This is a genomic window from Sorangium sp. So ce693 (assembly GCF_051521375.1).
Taxonomy (GTDB): Bacteria; Myxococcota_A; Polyangia; order Polyangiales; family Polyangiaceae; genus Sorangium; species Sorangium atrum.
Map to the genome: position 1 here is coordinate 5790272 of NZ_CP150347.1, position 15735 is coordinate 5806006.

Annotated in this window: 13 protein-coding genes; 9 read left to right on the forward strand and 4 right to left on the reverse strand. The window is 73.2% G+C overall.

What is annotated here, in order from left to right:
• Positions 1–109 precede the first annotated feature (109 nt).
• Together WMF14_RS21710 and WMF14_RS21715 are read right to left on the reverse strand one after the other, a co-directional pair.
• Entirely contained in the window at positions 110–1483 is a 1374-nt protein-coding gene (locus WMF14_RS21710) for a hypothetical protein (RefSeq protein WP_437803398.1), read from the reverse strand.
• Positions 1484–1679: 196 nt separating this feature from the next.
• Complete coding sequence (locus WMF14_RS21715) at positions 1680–4418, reverse strand: transglycosylase SLT domain-containing protein (RefSeq protein ID WP_437803399.1); 2739 nt, start codon at positions 4416–4418, stop codon at positions 1680–1682.
• Positions 4419–4681: 263 nt separating this feature from the next.
• Between WMF14_RS21715 and WMF14_RS21720 the strand changes: the two genes are divergently transcribed.
• The 3 genes from WMF14_RS21720 (at position 4682) to WMF14_RS21730 (ending at position 7727) form a co-directional block, all read left to right on the forward strand.
• Entirely contained in the window at positions 4682–5164 is a 483-nt protein-coding gene (locus WMF14_RS21720) for a MarR family winged helix-turn-helix transcriptional regulator (RefSeq protein ID WP_437803400.1), read from the forward strand.
• A gap of 354 nt (positions 5165–5518) precedes the next feature.
• Positions 5519–6685: a hypothetical protein gene (locus WMF14_RS21725; protein WP_437803401.1), complete on the forward strand. Its 1167-nt coding sequence runs from the start codon at positions 5519–5521 to the stop codon at positions 6683–6685.
• Positions 6686–6929: 244 nt separating this feature from the next.
• On the forward strand, positions 6930–7727 hold the full coding sequence (locus tag WMF14_RS21730) for a CDP-alcohol phosphatidyltransferase family protein (protein ID WP_437803402.1): 798 nt from the start codon (positions 6930–6932) through the stop codon (positions 7725–7727).
• A gap of 21 nt (positions 7728–7748) precedes the next feature.
• Here WMF14_RS21730 and WMF14_RS21735 read toward each other — a convergent pair whose 3' ends face one another.
• A complete protein-coding gene (locus WMF14_RS21735) occupies positions 7749–8459 on the reverse strand; it encodes a cob(I)yrinic acid a,c-diamide adenosyltransferase (protein ID WP_437803403.1) in 711 nt (236 codons plus the stop codon).
• Between the two features lie 96 nt (positions 8460–8555).
• On the opposite strand from WMF14_RS21735, the gene WMF14_RS21740 reads away from it, so the two are divergent.
• Positions 8556–10106 carry a hypothetical protein gene (locus WMF14_RS21740; RefSeq protein ID WP_437803404.1) on the forward strand — a complete coding sequence of 517 codons (1551 nt, stop codon included), beginning with the start codon at positions 8556–8558 and terminating at the stop codon, positions 10104–10106.
• A 206-nt stretch (positions 10107–10312) separates the two neighbouring features.
• Positions 10313–11476 (forward strand): molybdopterin-synthase adenylyltransferase MoeB, encoded by a 1164-nt coding sequence (moeB, locus tag WMF14_RS21745; RefSeq protein WP_272099665.1) that lies wholly within the window; start codon positions 10313–10315, stop codon positions 11474–11476.
• Between the two features lie 111 nt (positions 11477–11587).
• Here moeB and WMF14_RS21750 read toward each other — a convergent pair whose 3' ends face one another.
• Positions 11588–11920, reverse strand: coding sequence for a hypothetical protein (locus WMF14_RS21750; protein ID WP_272099667.1), 333 nt, complete (start codon positions 11918–11920; stop codon positions 11588–11590).
• Between the two features lie 183 nt (positions 11921–12103).
• On the opposite strand from WMF14_RS21750, the gene WMF14_RS21755 reads away from it, so the two are divergent.
• The 4 genes from WMF14_RS21755 to WMF14_RS21770 all read left to right on the forward strand — a co-directional run bounded on the left by WMF14_RS21755 (position 12104) and on the right by WMF14_RS21770 (position 15732).
• Positions 12104–12556, forward strand: coding sequence for a hypothetical protein (locus tag WMF14_RS21755; RefSeq protein ID WP_272099669.1), 453 nt, complete (start codon positions 12104–12106; stop codon positions 12554–12556).
• 267 nt (positions 12557–12823) lie between these two features.
• Positions 12824–13840 carry a tetratricopeptide repeat protein gene (locus WMF14_RS21760; RefSeq protein ID WP_437803405.1) on the forward strand — a complete coding sequence of 339 codons (1017 nt, stop codon included), beginning with the start codon at positions 12824–12826 and terminating at the stop codon, positions 13838–13840.
• A gap of 136 nt (positions 13841–13976) precedes the next feature.
• Positions 13977–14192, forward strand: a complete 216-nt coding sequence (locus WMF14_RS21765; RefSeq protein ID WP_272099673.1) for a hypothetical protein — start codon at positions 13977–13979, stop codon at positions 14190–14192.
• A 64-nt stretch (positions 14193–14256) separates the two neighbouring features.
• Positions 14257–15732 carry a hypothetical protein gene (locus tag WMF14_RS21770; RefSeq protein WP_437803406.1) on the forward strand — a complete coding sequence of 492 codons (1476 nt, stop codon included), beginning with the start codon at positions 14257–14259 and terminating at the stop codon, positions 15730–15732.
• Positions 15733–15735: the final 3 nt, after the last annotated feature.

Sequence of the window (15735 nt, forward strand, 5' to 3'; positions counted from 1 at the left end):
GCACAGGAGACGGGTCCAGATCGGCGTTTTCGGCGCGGAAGCGCACTCCAGTGCGCTGAGCACCGAAAACGACGAGATGGGCCCGTATCCGAAGCGGGTGACCGCCGCTCTAGAGCGCGCCGTGACTGGGCATCGGCACCCGCCATGCGGCGATCTCGGCGTGCTGCTCGCGGCTGAAGGGCCGCTCGAGGAGCCGCGAGCAGGACTGCCGTGAGCGGAACAGCTCGAGGATGTAGCCCATGCGCTCGGGCAGCGACGCCCAGTCCTCCGCGCCGCAGCCGTGCGTCGTCTGGTCGTGCGCGTCGTACTCGCTCAGGAGCTCGAGGAGCTCGCGATCCTCGATGGTCGCGAGCTCGGCGCAGTGGAGCGGCAAGCCGGGCGGCGCGGGCAGGTCGTGGCCGAGATCCAGGAGCTCGTCCGGCAGGCGCATGGTCATCATTTCCTTCGTGGCCAGCAGGCGCCAGAGCTCCTGCACCTTCTCGGCCTGCTCCCGGATGACGGACCTCAGCGCCTCGGGCAGGAGCCGTCCGGGGACGCCGACCGAGTCGCGCACGCAGCGGACGGGCGCGTTGAGCGCCCGCGCGATGTACGGCTGGAGCCGCACCTGCTCGTGCAGCCCGACGAGCGCGTTGGCGAGGAGGATCAGCTCCGCTTTCCTGTCCTTGTCCTCCGTGAGCATCGCCTCGTGGTAGCGCGCCACGGCGCTGCGGAGCAGCCCCTGTCCGCCCTCCCGAGACTCCCCTGTCTGCAGCCCGTCGAGCAGGGCGGCGAGCTGCGCGTCGCCGGGCCGCGGGCACTCTCGATAGACCTGGATCATGCGGACGAACAGGGGTCCGAGCTCCTCGAAGACCTTGAGATTGCCGAGGGCGATGTCCGAGCTCAGCTCGCGCAAGATCCGCTCTGGGATCTCCATCAGATCGAGTCCATGACCCCACCAGGGCGTGAGCAGGTTGACGCCGCTGACGAGCGGAGCGCGCTCGGGCTCGCCCTTGCCGCGCCCCGTCGCGATGCCGGCGCGCTGCGAGATCACCTCCCGCTCGTCCTCGTCCGAGAGGATCAGCTCCCGGAGCACCGCCGGCACCTCCTCGTTGCGGATGAAACGCCCGGCCGTCTTCGAGGCCCACGTGGCGAAGGTGCACCAGTGGGCGTTGCGTCCGCCGAGCAGCTTCACGAGCTCCGCGGAGATCTCGTAGTAGCACTGGGTGATGAGCAGGTTGCGCAGCACCGGCTGCCGCTCCAGCGCAATGACCGCAGGCACATGGTCGAGCAGCGAAGGCAGCTCGGACACCTCCGAGAGCCGCACGCCGGAGTGCGTCCTCGCGGTGGTCCGCGCCGGGCGCTCCACGACGCCGCTTCGCGTCACCCGGAGCGCCGGCGCCTCCGCGGGCGACGAGAGGGAAGGCCGATAGACACCATCCTGGAAATGGCCGGAGTGCTCGCTCGCCGCTACCGCAGCCATCAGCGGCTTCACAGGGGTCGTCATTCTCTCGTGCTATCTCCAATCACTACCAGCTGTCCATACCTGTCCATAAGTTCATGATGAAAAAGGCCGGCTGGCACACGAGATGCTGAACATGTGACGCCGGTCACACAGCGACATGTTCAGCGGCGTTCAGCCACGTTTAGCCACGTTCGGACATGCTCGGCCGCGTTCGGCCGATTGAACAGGCCCAGCGGCCTCAGGGCTGCGGAGGAGCGGGCGGCGGGGGCGCTGAAGAGGCCGCCGTCGCCGCGGCGCTTCCGCCGCGAGGCCAGGTCGTGACGCTCACCCGACGCTCTCGGCCGAAGGTCCGCGCGACGACGGCGCGGACGTCGGCCGGCTCGACCTCCTCGAGCGCGCGGAGCAGTCTCGGCAGGCTGCCTGGGTCGAGCGCAGCGCGCAGCCGCAGGTCCGTGATCGGCCGAGGGGACGCGGGCGGCGGCGCGACCGTGGCGCGCCGCGTGAGCTCTCTCTCGAGATCCAGCTTGAGCAAGGCCTTCGCGAGGGCCAGCTCCTTCCAGGTGGGCCCGGACGCTGCGAGCGACGCGAGCTCGGCGTCGAGGCGCTGCTCCAGCTCGGCGGCGCTGCGCGACGGCGCAGGGGTGAGCTCCACCGCCGCGACGCTCGCCTGGGCGCCGAGCGACAGGCGCCCCGTCACCTCCGACGCGAGCTGCCCCTCGGTCACGAGGGCCTTCGCGAGCCGCGCGACGCGCGGGCTGACGAGGATCTCCATCGCCACCCGGAGCGGCGCCTCCTCCGTGCCTCCCTCCGGCGGCGCGATCCAGCCATAGAGCAGCCGCGGTGCCGGCACCGCGTCCTCGATGACGATCCGCTCCTCGCGCGGATGCGGCCCGATGGGCCGCTCCGGCTCCTCGACGGCGCGCTGGAGCGAGCGCGCGAGCGCCTGCTCGACCGCCGCGCGAGAGACGTCGCCCGAGAGCGCGATCGTCGCCTGGGCCGCGGCGCGCTCGCGCCGGAGCGACTCGGCGAGCAGGAGCTCGCTCGCCGCGCCTGCGTCGCCGCGCGCCCCTATCAAGGTGCCCTCCAGCGGGTGGCCGGCGGGGAACAGCGCGTCTCCGAGCGCCAGCCACGAGGGGCCGTACGGCGCCCGCTCGAGCGCGCGCCGCGAGGCCGCGCTGGCCTGCCGCCTGAGCTCGGCCACGCGCGCGTCGCTCGCCTCGCCGAGCAGCATCCTGAGCCGCGCGGCGACCAGATCGATGCCGACGTCGAGATCCCGCGGGGGCACGGTGATCGCGACGCGCGCCTCGCTGGCGAGCGCGGGCCCCGCCGCGCCGGCGTCGCTCGCGGACCGCACCGGGACGGCGACCGCCGCGCTGATCGAGACGAGCGGCGCCGCGGGGTCTTCGCGCAGGTCCACCGCGATGCCGTTCGGGAGGCGGAAGCGCTGCACCTGCTCCTGGCCTCGCCCCGCGAGGAGGCCGATCTGCTTCTCGATCGCCGCCTCGCGCCCCTTGAGGGCGCGGCGCGCGGTCGGGCCCCCGACGTCGTCGAAGGGCGACGTCGAGGCGAGGTGCCCGCTGCGGACGCCGAGCGGGTCGTCCTCGAAGGCAGGGCGAAAGCCGACGCCGCCGCCGATCATCACGATCGGGAGCCTCGCGTCGAGCGCCTCCGGGTTGCCGAGGAGCGGCATGGGCGCCGGCGCCTGGCCGGGCGGGGTGAAGAGAGGGAGCCGGTTCCGACCGAGCGACACGGGGCGGGGCGGCAGCGACGCGCCGTCCAGCGCGAGCTCGCCCATCGCGGCGCGCTGCGGCAGCCCGGCGCTCGCCGCGCCGTCGCCCTCGTCCTCGTCGAGCTCCTCGTGGTCGAGGTAGGCGGGAAAGAGGGCCATCGCGCGCGCGACGCGATCGGCGGGCAGCGAGATCAGGTGGTCGACGCGGCCGGGCGGGACCCGGTCGCGCAGGAGCTCGGGGTTGTGCTCGCGCAGCACGGCCGTCGAGATGCCCGCGGCGCGCGCGATCGTGCGGAGCCGCGTCCCCGGCGGCACCGCGACCTCGCCGAGGTCGAGCGGCGGGAGCGGCGCGACGTCGGGCAAGTCCAGCCCGAAGCGCCCGCGGTTCGCCGCGACGATCGCGAAGGCCATGATCTGCGGCACGTAGTCCGCGGTCTCCTTGGGGATGGCGCCGGCCTGCGAGAGCTCCGCGAGCCCGATGGGCCCGCGGGCCTCGGGATCGCGCGCCGCCGCGACCTTCGACAGCGCGCGGAGGACGCCCTCGTGACCGAGGTTGTACGCCGCCAGCGCGAGGTCCCAGCGGCCGAAGCGCTCGTACAGGTCGCGCAGGTGCGCGGTCGCGGCGTCCGTGGCCCGCGTGATGCCCATGCGGGCGTCGATCCACTCGGACTGCTCGAGCCCGTAGGCCTCGCCCGTCCTCGGCATGAACTGCCAGAGCCCCGCCGCGCCGGCCGGCGAGACCGCCCGCGGGTCGAAGCCGCTCTCGATCGCCGCGACCCAGAGCAGATCCTCCGGGAGGCCCGCCTCGCGGAGCGAGCGCTCGATGATCTCGCGGTACGCGCCGGCGCGCCGGAAGCGGCGCAGGAAGAGGGCGCGTCCCTCCTCGGACTGCGCGAAGAAGCGGACGAACCGCATCGCGCGGCGCGTGAGGGGCACGTCGAGGTCCGGCATCGCCAGCGTGGCCAGCACCGCGCCCTCGGGGTCCTCGAGATCCTCGTCCGCCGCGGGCTGGAACTCGTGCACGAGGAGCGCCGTGAGGGCGGGCGGCGCGTCGCCAGCGGGCGGAGGGCAGGCGTCGGCCGTCGCCGCGAGGGCGGGCGCGCGGTCGAGCAGGCTGGGATCGCGGAAGGCGCGGTACGCCGCCGAGAAGGACGCGCGCACCGACGGCGCCTGGCCGACGGCCGCGCCCGAGATGCAGAGCAGCGCGCCGAGCCCGGTCCACAGAGCGGCTCGCCGTGCCCAGCTCATCGACGTGGATCTTGCTCCGAAACCGCCCGCCGGCGCTACGGCAAAGCGCGGAGACAACGACGGCGCTGTGGGTAACTCGACATCGCCGCCCTTCCCGGTGCGTGCCGGCGCGCCCGCGGCGATCCGCGGCTTCCGGCGATCTTCCCGCTCGATTTCCTCGGCGATCTGCCCCGGCGTCGCGCCCAGCGCGCGCCCGGCGCCGACGGCCCTCGCTGCGACCAGCACTAGCCGCCCGCGTCCGGGCGAGCTAGCAAGCGTCAGCGATGCGCTCGTCTCAAGCCGGCCCCCCTTCAGAGAAGAGCTCTCGGCTGGGCGAGGTGCTCGACTTCATGAAGCTCCTGTGGGCCGTCGATCACGGCCTGCAGTCGACGTCGAAGCGCATGGAGGCGAAGATGGGCGTGACGGGCCCGCAGCGGCTCGTCATCCGCATCGTCGGGCGTTACCCCGGGATCTCCGCCGGGCAGCTCGCCGAGATCATGCAGCTGCACCCGAGCACCCTCACGGGCGTGCTCAAGCGGCTGCAAGAGCGCGGCATCATCGAGCGCCGGGCCGACCCGAAGGACGGGCGCCGCGCGCTCCTTGGCCTCACCGCGCGCGGGCGCGAGCTCGACAGCCTCCGCACCGGCACGGTGGAGGCGGCCGTGCGACAGGCGCTGAAGTCGGTGCCGCGACGCAAGCTCGACGCAGCGCAGGACGTGCTCGCGGCCGTCGCCGAGGCGCTGCAACCGCAGCAGGGCGACGAGTAGCGCGGCTGGTCGGATCGGCGCGCGCGGCGCGCGATCCAGCGAGGGCAGCGCCGGTCGGAGAATGCCTGCAGGCGCGCACGGCGCTCGAGCCGCCGCGCGCCGAGCGAACGGCGCTTCGCGCCCCGAAGCTCGGCGCGCGGGTGTGATCCGCGCGAAGCGCAGGGCTGGGCCGCGACCCGCAGCCCCTCCCGACATCGAACGGAGAAACGGCGGTCGTCCGCACGGCGATCCGCTCCTCGCCGTCTCCGTGACAGAGGATGTCGCCGCGCCGGACCCGTGAATCGAGGCATTCGGCGCGATCTCCGCGCGGCGCGCGCCGCGCCGAGCGCCTCTCATCACCACGACGGGGGAACAATGAGGCACTGGGTTCTTGGCTCCATCAGCGCGGCGATCCTCGCCGCGGCGTGGGGCTGCGGCTCCGACGAACGAGTCGGGAAAGCAGAGTCGGGAGGCGGCGAAAACGCAGCAGGAGGCGGCGGGCACGCAGCGGGAGGCGGCGGGACCGGGAGCCAGGCCGCAGCCTGCACGATCACGGCCGCGGGCCTGAAGGTGAGCAGCGGCCGCGGGATCACGCCCTCGATCGCGTGGACCGGGGCGGGCTTCGCCATCGCCTGGCAGGAGCGCGCGGCCGACGAGGGCGACATCCACCTCGCCATGGTCGACGCGGAGGGCAACAAGCTGCGGGAGGAGGTGATCGATGACGGGCCGGGCGTCTCCAGCCACCCGAGCGTTCACCGCGACGGGCAGGGCCTGCTCGTCCTCTGGCAGGATCAGGACGGCGCGGGCAGCGTCGTGCGCGGCCGCCGCGCGACGCTGGAAGGCGCGGCCGAAGGCGCGGCCTTCGATCTGGCCAGGAGCGGAGCGGCCGAGTCCTGGCCCACCGCGGCGGCGAGCCAGGACGGGACGCTCGTCGCGTGGATGGACACGGGCGGGTCGCAGCTCGGCCACCTCGACAGCGGCGCGCTGAGCAGCTCGGTGCCGCTGGATCAGGCGCAATTTCCAGCCGTCGCCTCGGACGGCGAGAAGACCGCGGTGGTCTGGACCCAGGGCGACGCGCTCGACTTCGCCAGGCCGGGCCAGGAGAGCGCTCCGCTCGATCCGATCGCGCACCCGGGCGTCACCGCGAAGCTGCCGCGCGTCGTGCTCGGCGGGGACGACGCCTTCCTCGCCTGGGAGGACACCCGCAGCGGCGCTGAGCAGATCCGCGCGCTCCGGATCTCCGCGCAGGACGAGGTATCGCCCGAGGCCATCGTCTCGCGGGGCGAAGGCAGCGCCAACTGGCCGGCGCTCGCGTGGACAGGGCACGGCCTCGCCGTCGCGTACTACCAGTTCCGCGACGGCCCCCCGGGCGTCTTCGTCACGCTGCTGAGCCGGGATCTCGAGCCCGTGGGCGGCGAGCTCGAGGCGAGCGGCGGCGCGACCGCCCGGTACCCGGCGCTGGCCTGGACAGGCCAGGAGCTCGGAATCGCCTACACGGAGCAGGACCAGGGCATCCGGCTCTCGCGCGCCAGCTGCCCGTAGCTCGTCGAGCCCGCGCGGCGCGGCCCTCCACGAGGGGTCCTCGCATCCCGCGCCGCGCGCACGGCGGCGCGCGGGGACGCGGCCTGGCCGCCCGCGACGGCGCGAGGTCATCGCTCGACGCAGCGCAGCCCGATCGGCCGCGGCGAGGCGCCCGCGTCGCCTGACGCGGCCCGGATCGAACCCTGCAACCGCCCTCGATGTGGCCGTCCTCCCCTGCGCCGTTGCGATCCTAATCTGCACAGCCGTGCTCGGCGCCTACGCCGTGCGCGTCGCGCGCCACGGCCGACCCGCGATGCCGCGGCTCGGCGCCTCTCCAGGGAGCGCGCTGCTCCCCAGGCCGGTGGTCGAGGCCTTCTACTGGTCCTTCCACGCCCCCGCGCGCGCGCTCGTTCGCCTCGGCGTCTCGCCGGACGCGCTCACCTACCTCTCGCTCGGCCTGGCGCTCGCCTGCGCGCCGCTGCTCGCGGCCGGCCGCTTCCGGTCCGGCGCGGCGCTGCTCATCGCCGGCGCCGTCCTCGACGCGCTCGACGGCATGGTGGCGCGCGAAGGCGGCAGGGCGTCGCGCGCCGGGGCGGTGCTCGACTCGTGCCTCGACCGCCTGTCCGACGCCGCGCCGCTCATCGGCCTCGCCGTCTTCTACAGGGAGCACCCCGCGGCGCTCGCGATCCCGCTCGTCGCGATGGTCGCGTCGTCGCTCGTGAGCTACGCGCGCGCCAAGGCCGACGCCTACCGGATCTCGCTGCCCGACGGGCTGATGCGCCGGCACGAGCGGCTCGCCTACCTCGTCGCGGCGCTCGTCTTCGGCCCGGCCGTGCCGGCCACGCGGCTGACCGGCGCCCTCCCCTTCCCGATCACGCTCGGCTGTCTCGCCCTCGTGGCAGGCGTCGGCCTCGCCGCGGGCCTGCGGCTCGTGCAGCGCACGCGCGCCGCCCTCGCGGCGGCCGACGCGGCGGCGCTGCCCGGGTCGAGGACGACCGCGCGCTCCGGCGGAGAGCCCCCGCGCCTGCTCCGCGGCGGAAAGGCCACGAGCGCGCCGCTGTGATGCCGACCAGGGCGGCGCGGCTCAGGCCGGCGGCGCCTTGCCGCTCGCCGAGGCGTCGGGCTCCCAGAGGAGCTCCGGCGTGCCGAGGAGCGCAGCCGCCCAGCGGCTCCAGACGAAGAGCGCGTCGCTCAGGCGGTTCAGGTAGCGGACCGCGTGCGGATCGGCCTGGCCAGCCTGGGCGAGGCGCACGCAGCAGCGCTCCGCCCGGCGGCACACCGTCCGCGCGACGTGGAGGTCGGTGTTGAGCCGCGAGCCGCCGGGGAGGACGAACGAGCGCAGCGGCGGCAGCTCGGCCTGGCAGCGGTCCATCTCGGCCTCGAGGAGATCGATCTCGGCCTGCGTCACGCGCGGCTGCTTCGGGTGGACGTCCTCCGGGAGCGTCGCGAGGATCGACCCGAGGTTGAAGAGCTCGTGCTGGACGCGGAGCAGCGTGCGCCCGAGCTCCACGAGGCGCTGGGCGCCCTCGCCCGGCGCCCCCGGGAGCAGCTCGATCAACGTCTGCCGCGCGGCGCCGACGAGCGCGTTGAGCTCGTCGACGGTGCCGTAGGTCTCGATCCGCGCGTCGTCCTTCGGGACGAGCTGCCCGCCGACGAGCCGGGTCAGCCCGCCGTCCCCCTGCCGCGTGTAGACGCGGTTGATCGTGATCTTCGGCGCCTTGAAGACGCGCGCTCCGCTGCTCTCCCCGGCAGCCGGCGCGTGGTCACCCGTCCTGCGCGTATCGTCGTCGCTCACGGGGAGCTCACGTAAGGCGTCGTCGCACGAGGGTCAAGAAACGCCGCCGGAGGCGATGTTGACGTTCCTCCGGAGGAAGTGGAACAGTCCTGTCCTATGCGCTCAGCAGGGCCGCTGCTCCGTCATCCCCTCTCCCTCGTCCTCGTCCTCGCCGCGATCCCCGTCGCGGCGGGCTGCGCCGCCGAGCCCGCCGCGCGACCGGCGCCGCAGCCCGCCGTCACGGCGGAGATGGCGCGCATCGCGGAGAGCCAGCGCCGCGTCGACGAGGCGAGCCGCGCGCTGTCCGACAAGCGGTACGCCGAGGCACGCGGGCTGCTCGACAAGGCGAGCGGGCTCGGCGTCGACTCGCACCGGTACCAGATCGGCGAGCTGCGCGAGAAGGTCGACAGGCGCGAGGCGAAGGACTGGGCCAACGACGCCGCCGAACTGCTCGACCAGAAGCAGTGCGAAGCCGCGTTCGAGAAGCTGTCGGCGCGGATCGACGAGCTGAAGAGCGAGGCGTTCACCCACGAGGTCCGGCGGCTCGTGGCGGCGCAGGCCGCGGCGTGCGCGAGCAAGAAGGTCGACGACGCGACCATCGCCGGCAAGCTCGCGGAGGCGCGCGCGTTCCTCGCGGCCCCGCCGACGAGGACGGTCCTCGGCGACGCCGGCACGGACCGGCTCACGGCGGAGCTCGACGCCACCATCGCCGAGGTCCTCTATGGCCAGGTCGAGGCGGATGTCTCGGCCGGACGCTGGGCGAGCGTGGTCGAGAAGCTCGACGCCGCCATCAAGCGGGGAGACGTCTCCGAGGAGCAAGGGAGCGCGATCCTCGGGCGAGTCCGCGCGGCCGCGGCGCCACGGCTGGCCGAGCTCGCCGGCAGAGCGCTCGGCGCCCAGAACGCAGAGGCGACGCTCGGACAGCTCGACGCGACCATCGCGCTCCTGCGCTGGGAGGCGCTCGCGCCCGACGGGGCCGAGCTGCCAGGGAGCAGCGCGCTGCCCGAGCCGCTCGCGCGGAAGCGCGCCGCCCTCGCGGCGTGGGTCGAGGCGCGGAAGGTCGGGATGAAGCCCATGAAGAAGCCGGAACAGCGCTGGTCCCACGGCACCGTCGAGGCGTCGCCTGCGTCGGACAGCGACGGCGAGCCGAAGCGCAGCCTCCCGCCCTCGACCCCCGTATGGGTCATCGGCCAGACCAAGGACCTCGCGCTGGTGACCGCTGTCGACCCCGGCACGGCCGTGGTCACGGCGGCGTTCGACGTCGCGATCGGGTGGGTGCCGCTGGCGCGCCTCGCCCGGGAGCCGACCGTCGACTGGCTGCCGCCGAACGACCAGCTGAAGGGCGAGCGCGTGTGGGGCCCGCTCCGGGAGAAGCAGCCGACGCTCGAGCTCGGCGTGGTGAGCGACGTCCAGGGAGCCGACATCACCGTCCGGCGGCTCGCCGACGACGCCGAGATCAAGCTGCCACGCAAGCAGCTCCGCAGCGGGCGCCTCGCCCCGGGCACCAAGGTGCTCGCGCTCTGCAAGTCGGAGAACGAGCCGGCCACGATCATCGACGTGCCGCCCGCAGGCCGCGTCGCGCTCATCCAGTGCGAGGGAGGCATGCAGAAGGAGGAGCCCCTCGCCTCGCTCCGATCGCGGCCCGAGCTCTTGCCCCGCAGCCGCTAGCGCCGCGCTCTCGGAGCCCCGCCGGCCCTCCGGCCGCCGCCGGGCGGCTGGCTGCGCCTCGCCGGCAGACCGGGCCGCCGCGCCTCGCCTCTGCCGACGCGCGCGGCGCTCGCCCTGCCCGCGTGGCCACAATTGTCGACCGCCGGCCGTCCGTCGTTGACTCGTAGCGCCGGGCACCTAAGTCTCTGCATCCCTGAGGAGCCACGATGCCCACGACCTATAGCGACCTCATCTCCGACGTCCGCAAGTCCATCCGCGAGCTCTCGCTGACTGAGCTCAAGCGCCGCCTCGACGACAAGGCCCCGATGGTGCTCCTGGATGTGCGTGAGAAGGAGGAGTACCGCGCCGGCTTCATCCCGGGCGCGATCTCGATCCCGCGAGGCTTCCTGGAGATACAGGTCGAGCAGAGGCTGCCGGACAAGTCGGCCCACATCGTGGCCTATTGCGCGGGCGGCACGCGCTCGGCGCTCGCCGCGAAGACGCTCCAGGAGCTCGGTTACACCAACGTGGAGAGCGCCAACCCGGGCTTCTCCCGCTGGAAGGACATGGCGTACCCGGTCGAGATGCCGCCCAACCTCACGGACGCGCAGCGGGATCGGTACTCCCGGCACCTGCTCCTGCCCGAGGTCGGCGAGGCGGGGCAGGCCAAGCTGCTCGCCTCCAAGGTGCTCCTGCTGGGCGCCGGCGGCCTCGGCAGCCCGGCGGCCCTGTACCTGGCCGCCGCGGGCGTGGGGACGCTCGGCCTCGTCGACGCCGACGTCGTCGACAACTCGAACCTCCAGCGGCAGATCCTCCACGCGACCTCGCGGGTGGGCATGCCCAAGGTCGACAGCGCCGAGGCGGCGATCCGCGACCTCAACCCCGACGTGAAGGTCGTGAAGTTCCAGGAGCGCGTCGACAGCGGCAACGTCGACCGCATCTTCGAGCAGTTCGACATCATCGTCGACGGCTGCGACAACTTCCCGACGCGCTACCTCGTGAACGACGCCTCGGTCTTCAAGAAGAAGCCGGTCGTGCACGGCTCGATCTTCCGCTTCGAGGGCCAGGTGACGACGTTCATGCCGGGCGTCGGCCCCTGCTACCGGTGCCTCTACCCCGAGCCGCCGCCCGCGCACCTCGCGCCGAGCTGCCAGGAAGCGGGCGTGCTCGGGATCCTGCCGGGGATCATCGGCATCATCCAGGCGACCGAGGCGGTGAAGCTGATCCTCGGCAAGGGGGCGCCCCTCATCGGCCGGCTCCTCACCTACGACTCGCTGCGGATGAAGTTCGGCGAGCTCAAGCTGCGCCGCGACAAGAGCTGCCCCGTCTGCGGCGAGTCGCCGACCATCACGAGCTACATCGACTACGAAGGCTTCTGCTCGCTCGGCTGAGCGCACACGCCACGCGCGGCGCGCTCGACGACGAGCGCCCGCGCTGCGGGGCGCTCGTCCACGACGACGACCACGAGCGCCCGCGCCGTGCGGCGGGGGCGCTCCGCTGTGTCACGAGGGGTACTGGAGCACCGTGGCCTTCTCGGGCCGCTCGATCGACTCCACGCGGCTCGTGACGATCTGCCGCTCCATTCCGTCCTGATCCATCTGGGTGAAATAGATGGGGGAGCCGATGCGCGCGTTCTGCGGCTCCGGGATCACGACGCCGTTCGCGTTGATCCGAACCGCGCCCTGGAGCTTCAGGTGCAGCGCGAGGTGGGCCGGCCTGAACTTGCGCGCGGCCCGATCGCGGACCGCGACGCAGATGTCGTCGCGGACGTGATACTCCGTGTTGCGGGTGATGAAGACCCGGTGCTTGCGGCGCTCCTTGCCGGTGTAGTCCATGCTCGCTCCTTCGCGCCCTTCGGCGCGGCGCGCATCGTGGCAAGGCGCGCCGCGCGTGGCCAAATTCGTCGCGGCCGCGCGGCCCCCGGCGTCCCGCACGAAATGAGGCGCCGCAGCAACTTTGTGCGAATCTCCGCGCGCTTTTGGGACGCGGCGCGCGGCGGTGCCACGATCGCGATCGCCATGTCGCGCAGCGAGCGTCTACCCGGTCCCGGTCTGGCGAAGGTCCAGCGTCCCCCGCTCCTCCAGCGGAGGCACATCGAGCTCGTGACCTGCTCGACGGGGCGCCTCCACGCGCTGTTCGAGAGCGCCGACGTGCTGAGCGAGGGCAGCACCCGCGACGAGGGGGGCGCGCTCGTCTACTATGGGTCGACCAGCCTGCACGTCGCGCTGCCGTCGGACGCGCCGCTGGCGGCGCTGCTCGATCGGGCGCTCGCGCTCGACCCCCACCTCCGGCTGCGCGCGCTCCGCGTGGCGCACCGAGAGGCGGCCGCGCGCGCGGGGGGCCCGCTCGGGCCGATGCAGGCCGAGATCCGCTGCGGCTTCGCGCCACGCGCGGCGGCGGTCTCGTTCGCGCTGACCGTGGACGTCACGGCGCGCGTGCTGATAACGACGGACAGGACGGCGCGCGCGTGATGTCGATGCAAGGACCTTCCCGACGACCGCTCGGCGGCGCGCGTCCCTCGCGAGCGCGCCGCACGACGCCCGCCGCTGCAGGCTCGCGCTACACGGGCTCGCGCGTGTCGACCGTGTCAGCGGAGACCGTGAGCGCGACCGCGCGCCGTGCCCCCTTGACGCGCGTGTCGACGTGGAGAACGGGAGCAATCCGGCTCGAGGCGGGGTACGCTCCCCACGACGCGCTCTGCCCCCGCCGATCGTCGACGCGGAGCCGGTGACGCTGCGATGAGCAAGAAGGATAGTTCCGCCTCCGGAAATTCCGACAAGGTGATCCACGTCGTGTTCGGCCCGGGTGGCGGGCGGGTGTCGCAGCCCCCGCCTGCGCCGCGGGAGGGCGCGACGGAAGCGCCGCTCCCTGCGCCGGGCGCCCGCGAGCCGGTCACCGACATGTTCACCGGCACCGAGGTCGCGCGGCTGCTCGGCATCTCGCCCGGGCGGCTGCGCTCGCTCGATCGCGCCGGCATCGCGGCGCCGAGCGGCCGGCGGCGGGGGCGGCGCGCGTACACGTTCTCGGACCTGATCGCGCTGCGCGCCGCGCGCGACCTGATCGCCCGCAAGGTGCGCCTGCGCGACGTCGCGCGGGCGATCGAGAACATCCGGACCGCGCTCCCCAAGGTGACGCGCCCCCTGGCCGAGCTCCGCGTCGCCTTCGACGGCAAGGCGGTCGTGGTCCGGGGCGCGTCGGGCGCGTTCGAGCCGCTCACGGGGCAGATGGTGCTCGATTTCGAGGTGAAGGAGCTGCGCGACGACGTCGTGCGCGTGCTCCGCCCGAAGGTGGGCCGGGAGCGCGCGCGCACGGCCTACGAGCTCTACATGCAGGCCAGCCAGCTCGATGAGGATCCGGCGACGATGGACGAGGCCGAGGCGCTCTACCGTCGCGCGCTCGAGATCGACCCGTGGCTGGCCATCGCCTACACGAACCTCGGCAACATCTGCTTCCGGCGCAACGCCGAGGAGCAGGCCGAGGCGCTCTACATGAAGGCGCTCGATCTCGACGCGGCCCAGCCGGAGGCGCAGTACAACCTCGGCTACGTGATGCTCGAGCGCGGCCAGGCGGCGGAGGCCATCCGCTATTTCCAGGGAGCGATCGAGAGTGATCCGCGCTTCGCGGACGCCTATTACAACCTCGCGATGGCCTACGAGCAGATCGGCGATCCGACGAAGGCGCGCCCGTGCTGGCGCAGGTACCTCGAGATCGAGCCGACCGGCACGTGGGCCGAGATCGCGCGCAGGCACCTCTGAGGCGGGCGGTGAGCTCGCGGCGAGCGGCGTGGGCGTCGCCGACGCGCCCGCGACGTGGCAGGTCTTGGCGGTCGGAACCAGCGAGTGAGCGCGAGAGGTTGCTGCAGCGCGCTCCAAATCAGGAGAGGTGAACGAGATGAGCGACGTGGGATCGGCCCGGCGGGCCAAGGACGAGCTCAAGGCCAAGATCAGCGGCGAGCCGTGGTGTGTCGGCATCGGCGTCGAGCGGGAGGACGGGGTCGGCTTCATCGTCCGCGTCAGCATCCGGTCCGGAGGAGCCGACGCGGCGCGCGCGGTCATCCCGGAGCGCATCGGCGGCGTGCTGATCAAGGTGATCGAGAACGACCCCTGAGCACGGCCGATCCGCGGTCTTCAAATATCGCCAGGCCGCGCAAACCGTGTAAGCTGCGCGCCTCGTGAACGAGCGCAATCTCTCCCGCCGACTTTCCACGAGCATCGTTGACGCGTTGAAGGCGCACGGGCACATCCTCGTGGCCAGGGGCGGCGCGACGGCGCTCGCGCGCGAGCTGGAGGACAAGATGGCTGCGGACATCGCGGCCATCACGCCCCGGCTCGAGCCGTGGGCCCTCGTCGACGGAGAGCCCACGACCACGTTCGGCACCGACGAGATCGACGACCAGGTCGAGGAGCTCGTGGCGAGCCTCACGAGCACGTTGATGGAGTCCGAGCACGTCGAGGACATCTTCACCGAGGACAACGTGATCAAGCGGGATGTCTTCCGCGTGATGCGCGACGCGCTGCTCGGGCCGCGGCCAGAGATCGGCCTCGAGGACGACGGCCCGGTGCACGTGCGCCTGGACATGCTCGGCTACGTCGCCTCGACGGTCGGCAAGCGCGCGCCGGCGCAGGTGCTGCGCGAATCGCTGACGCGCGCGGCCCAGAGCGCCGGCGGCAAGCTGACGGGCTACGACGCCGAGCTCCGCGAGGCGACGTTCTCGCTCGAGAGCAGCGATCCCGACGCGCGGCTCGAGATCGAGGAGGCGGTGGCCGATGAGCTCTCCGACCTCGTCGAGGCGAAGGTCGTGACGCTCCCGATCCTGGAGCGCCGCTTCGAGCTGCAGCGCAAGATCGAGGCCGGAGCGCGCGGCGGTCTGCGCCAGCGGATCGACTCCATCGCCTCGAAGATGCTGCGCGAGGGCGGCTGCGCCGCGTCGTGGGAGCTCGCGGGCGACCGCGTCCTCAAGCTCAAGCTCACGCCGCTGTCCGAGCAGGATGCGCTCGAGGTCGACAGCCACATGACCGACTTCAAGCGCGAGATCGCGGTGGTGCTCGGCGACCCGCTCGACGAGCTCGAGGTCGCCGGGAAGCCGGCCGCCGCTCCGCCGCGCAACGACGTCCCGCCGTCGCGGCGCCGCGAGCCTGCTCCGGTGGCGGTGGCGGTGGCCGTGGAGGAAGAGGACGAAGACCTCGACGACGAAGACCTCGACGAGGAGGAAGAGGACGAAGACCTCGACGAGGAGGACGAGGACCTCGAGGAAGAGGGCGAAGATCTCGACGAGGACGCGGACGACGAGGACGAAGACCTTGACGAGGAGGAGGACGAGGACCTCGACGAGGAGGAGGCGCCCTCCAGGAAGGCCGCTCCGCGTGAGAAGCCCCGCAAGCCGGCCGAGCCGGCGGTGGAGCAGCCCGCGGCGAGCAAGCCCAGAGCCGTGGCGGTCCGAGGCGCGAAGAAGGAGCCGGCCAAGAAGCCGGCGGCCGCGACCAAGAAGGCGAGCGCGCCGGCAGAGAAGGCGGCGACCGGGAAGACCGCGGCGCCGGCCTCCGTGAAGAAGGCGGCGGCGAAGACGCCCGCCAAGAAGGCCGCGAAGGCGCCCGCCAAGAAGGCCGCGAAGGCACCTGCCAAGAAGTCCGCGGCGAAGAAGCGCTGATCG

Excerpts from the sequence above, each read along its gene's own strand:
- WMF14_RS21760 (WP_437803405.1), top strand. The coding sequence starts at position 12,824 with ATGAGCAAGAAGGATAGTTCCGCCTCCGGAAATTCCGACAAGGTGATC.
- WMF14_RS21765 (WP_272099673.1), top strand. The coding sequence starts at position 13,977 with ATGAGCGACGTGGGATCGGCCCGGCGGGCCAAGGACGAGCTCAAGGCC.
- WMF14_RS21750 (WP_272099667.1), bottom strand. The coding sequence starts at position 11,920 with ATGGACTACACCGGCAAGGAGCGCCGCAAGCACCGGGTCTTCATCACC.
- moeB (WP_272099665.1), top strand. The coding sequence starts at position 10,313 with ATGCCCACGACCTATAGCGACCTCATCTCCGACGTCCGCAAGTCCATC.
- WMF14_RS21755 (WP_272099669.1), top strand. The coding sequence starts at position 12,104 with ATGTCGCGCAGCGAGCGTCTACCCGGTCCCGGTCTGGCGAAGGTCCAG.
- WMF14_RS21710 (WP_437803398.1), bottom strand. The coding sequence starts at position 1,483 with ATGACGACCCCTGTGAAGCCGCTGATGGCTGCGGTAGCGGCGAGCGAG.
- WMF14_RS21725 (WP_437803401.1), top strand. The coding sequence starts at position 5,519 with ATGAGGCACTGGGTTCTTGGCTCCATCAGCGCGGCGATCCTCGCCGCG.
- WMF14_RS21720 (WP_437803400.1), top strand. The coding sequence starts at position 4,682 with ATGCGCTCGTCTCAAGCCGGCCCCCCTTCAGAGAAGAGCTCTCGGCTG.
- WMF14_RS21715 (WP_437803399.1), bottom strand. The coding sequence starts at position 4,418 with ATGAGCTGGGCACGGCGAGCCGCTCTGTGGACCGGGCTCGGCGCGCTG.
- WMF14_RS21740 (WP_437803404.1), top strand. The coding sequence starts at position 8,556 with ATGCGCTCAGCAGGGCCGCTGCTCCGTCATCCCCTCTCCCTCGTCCTC.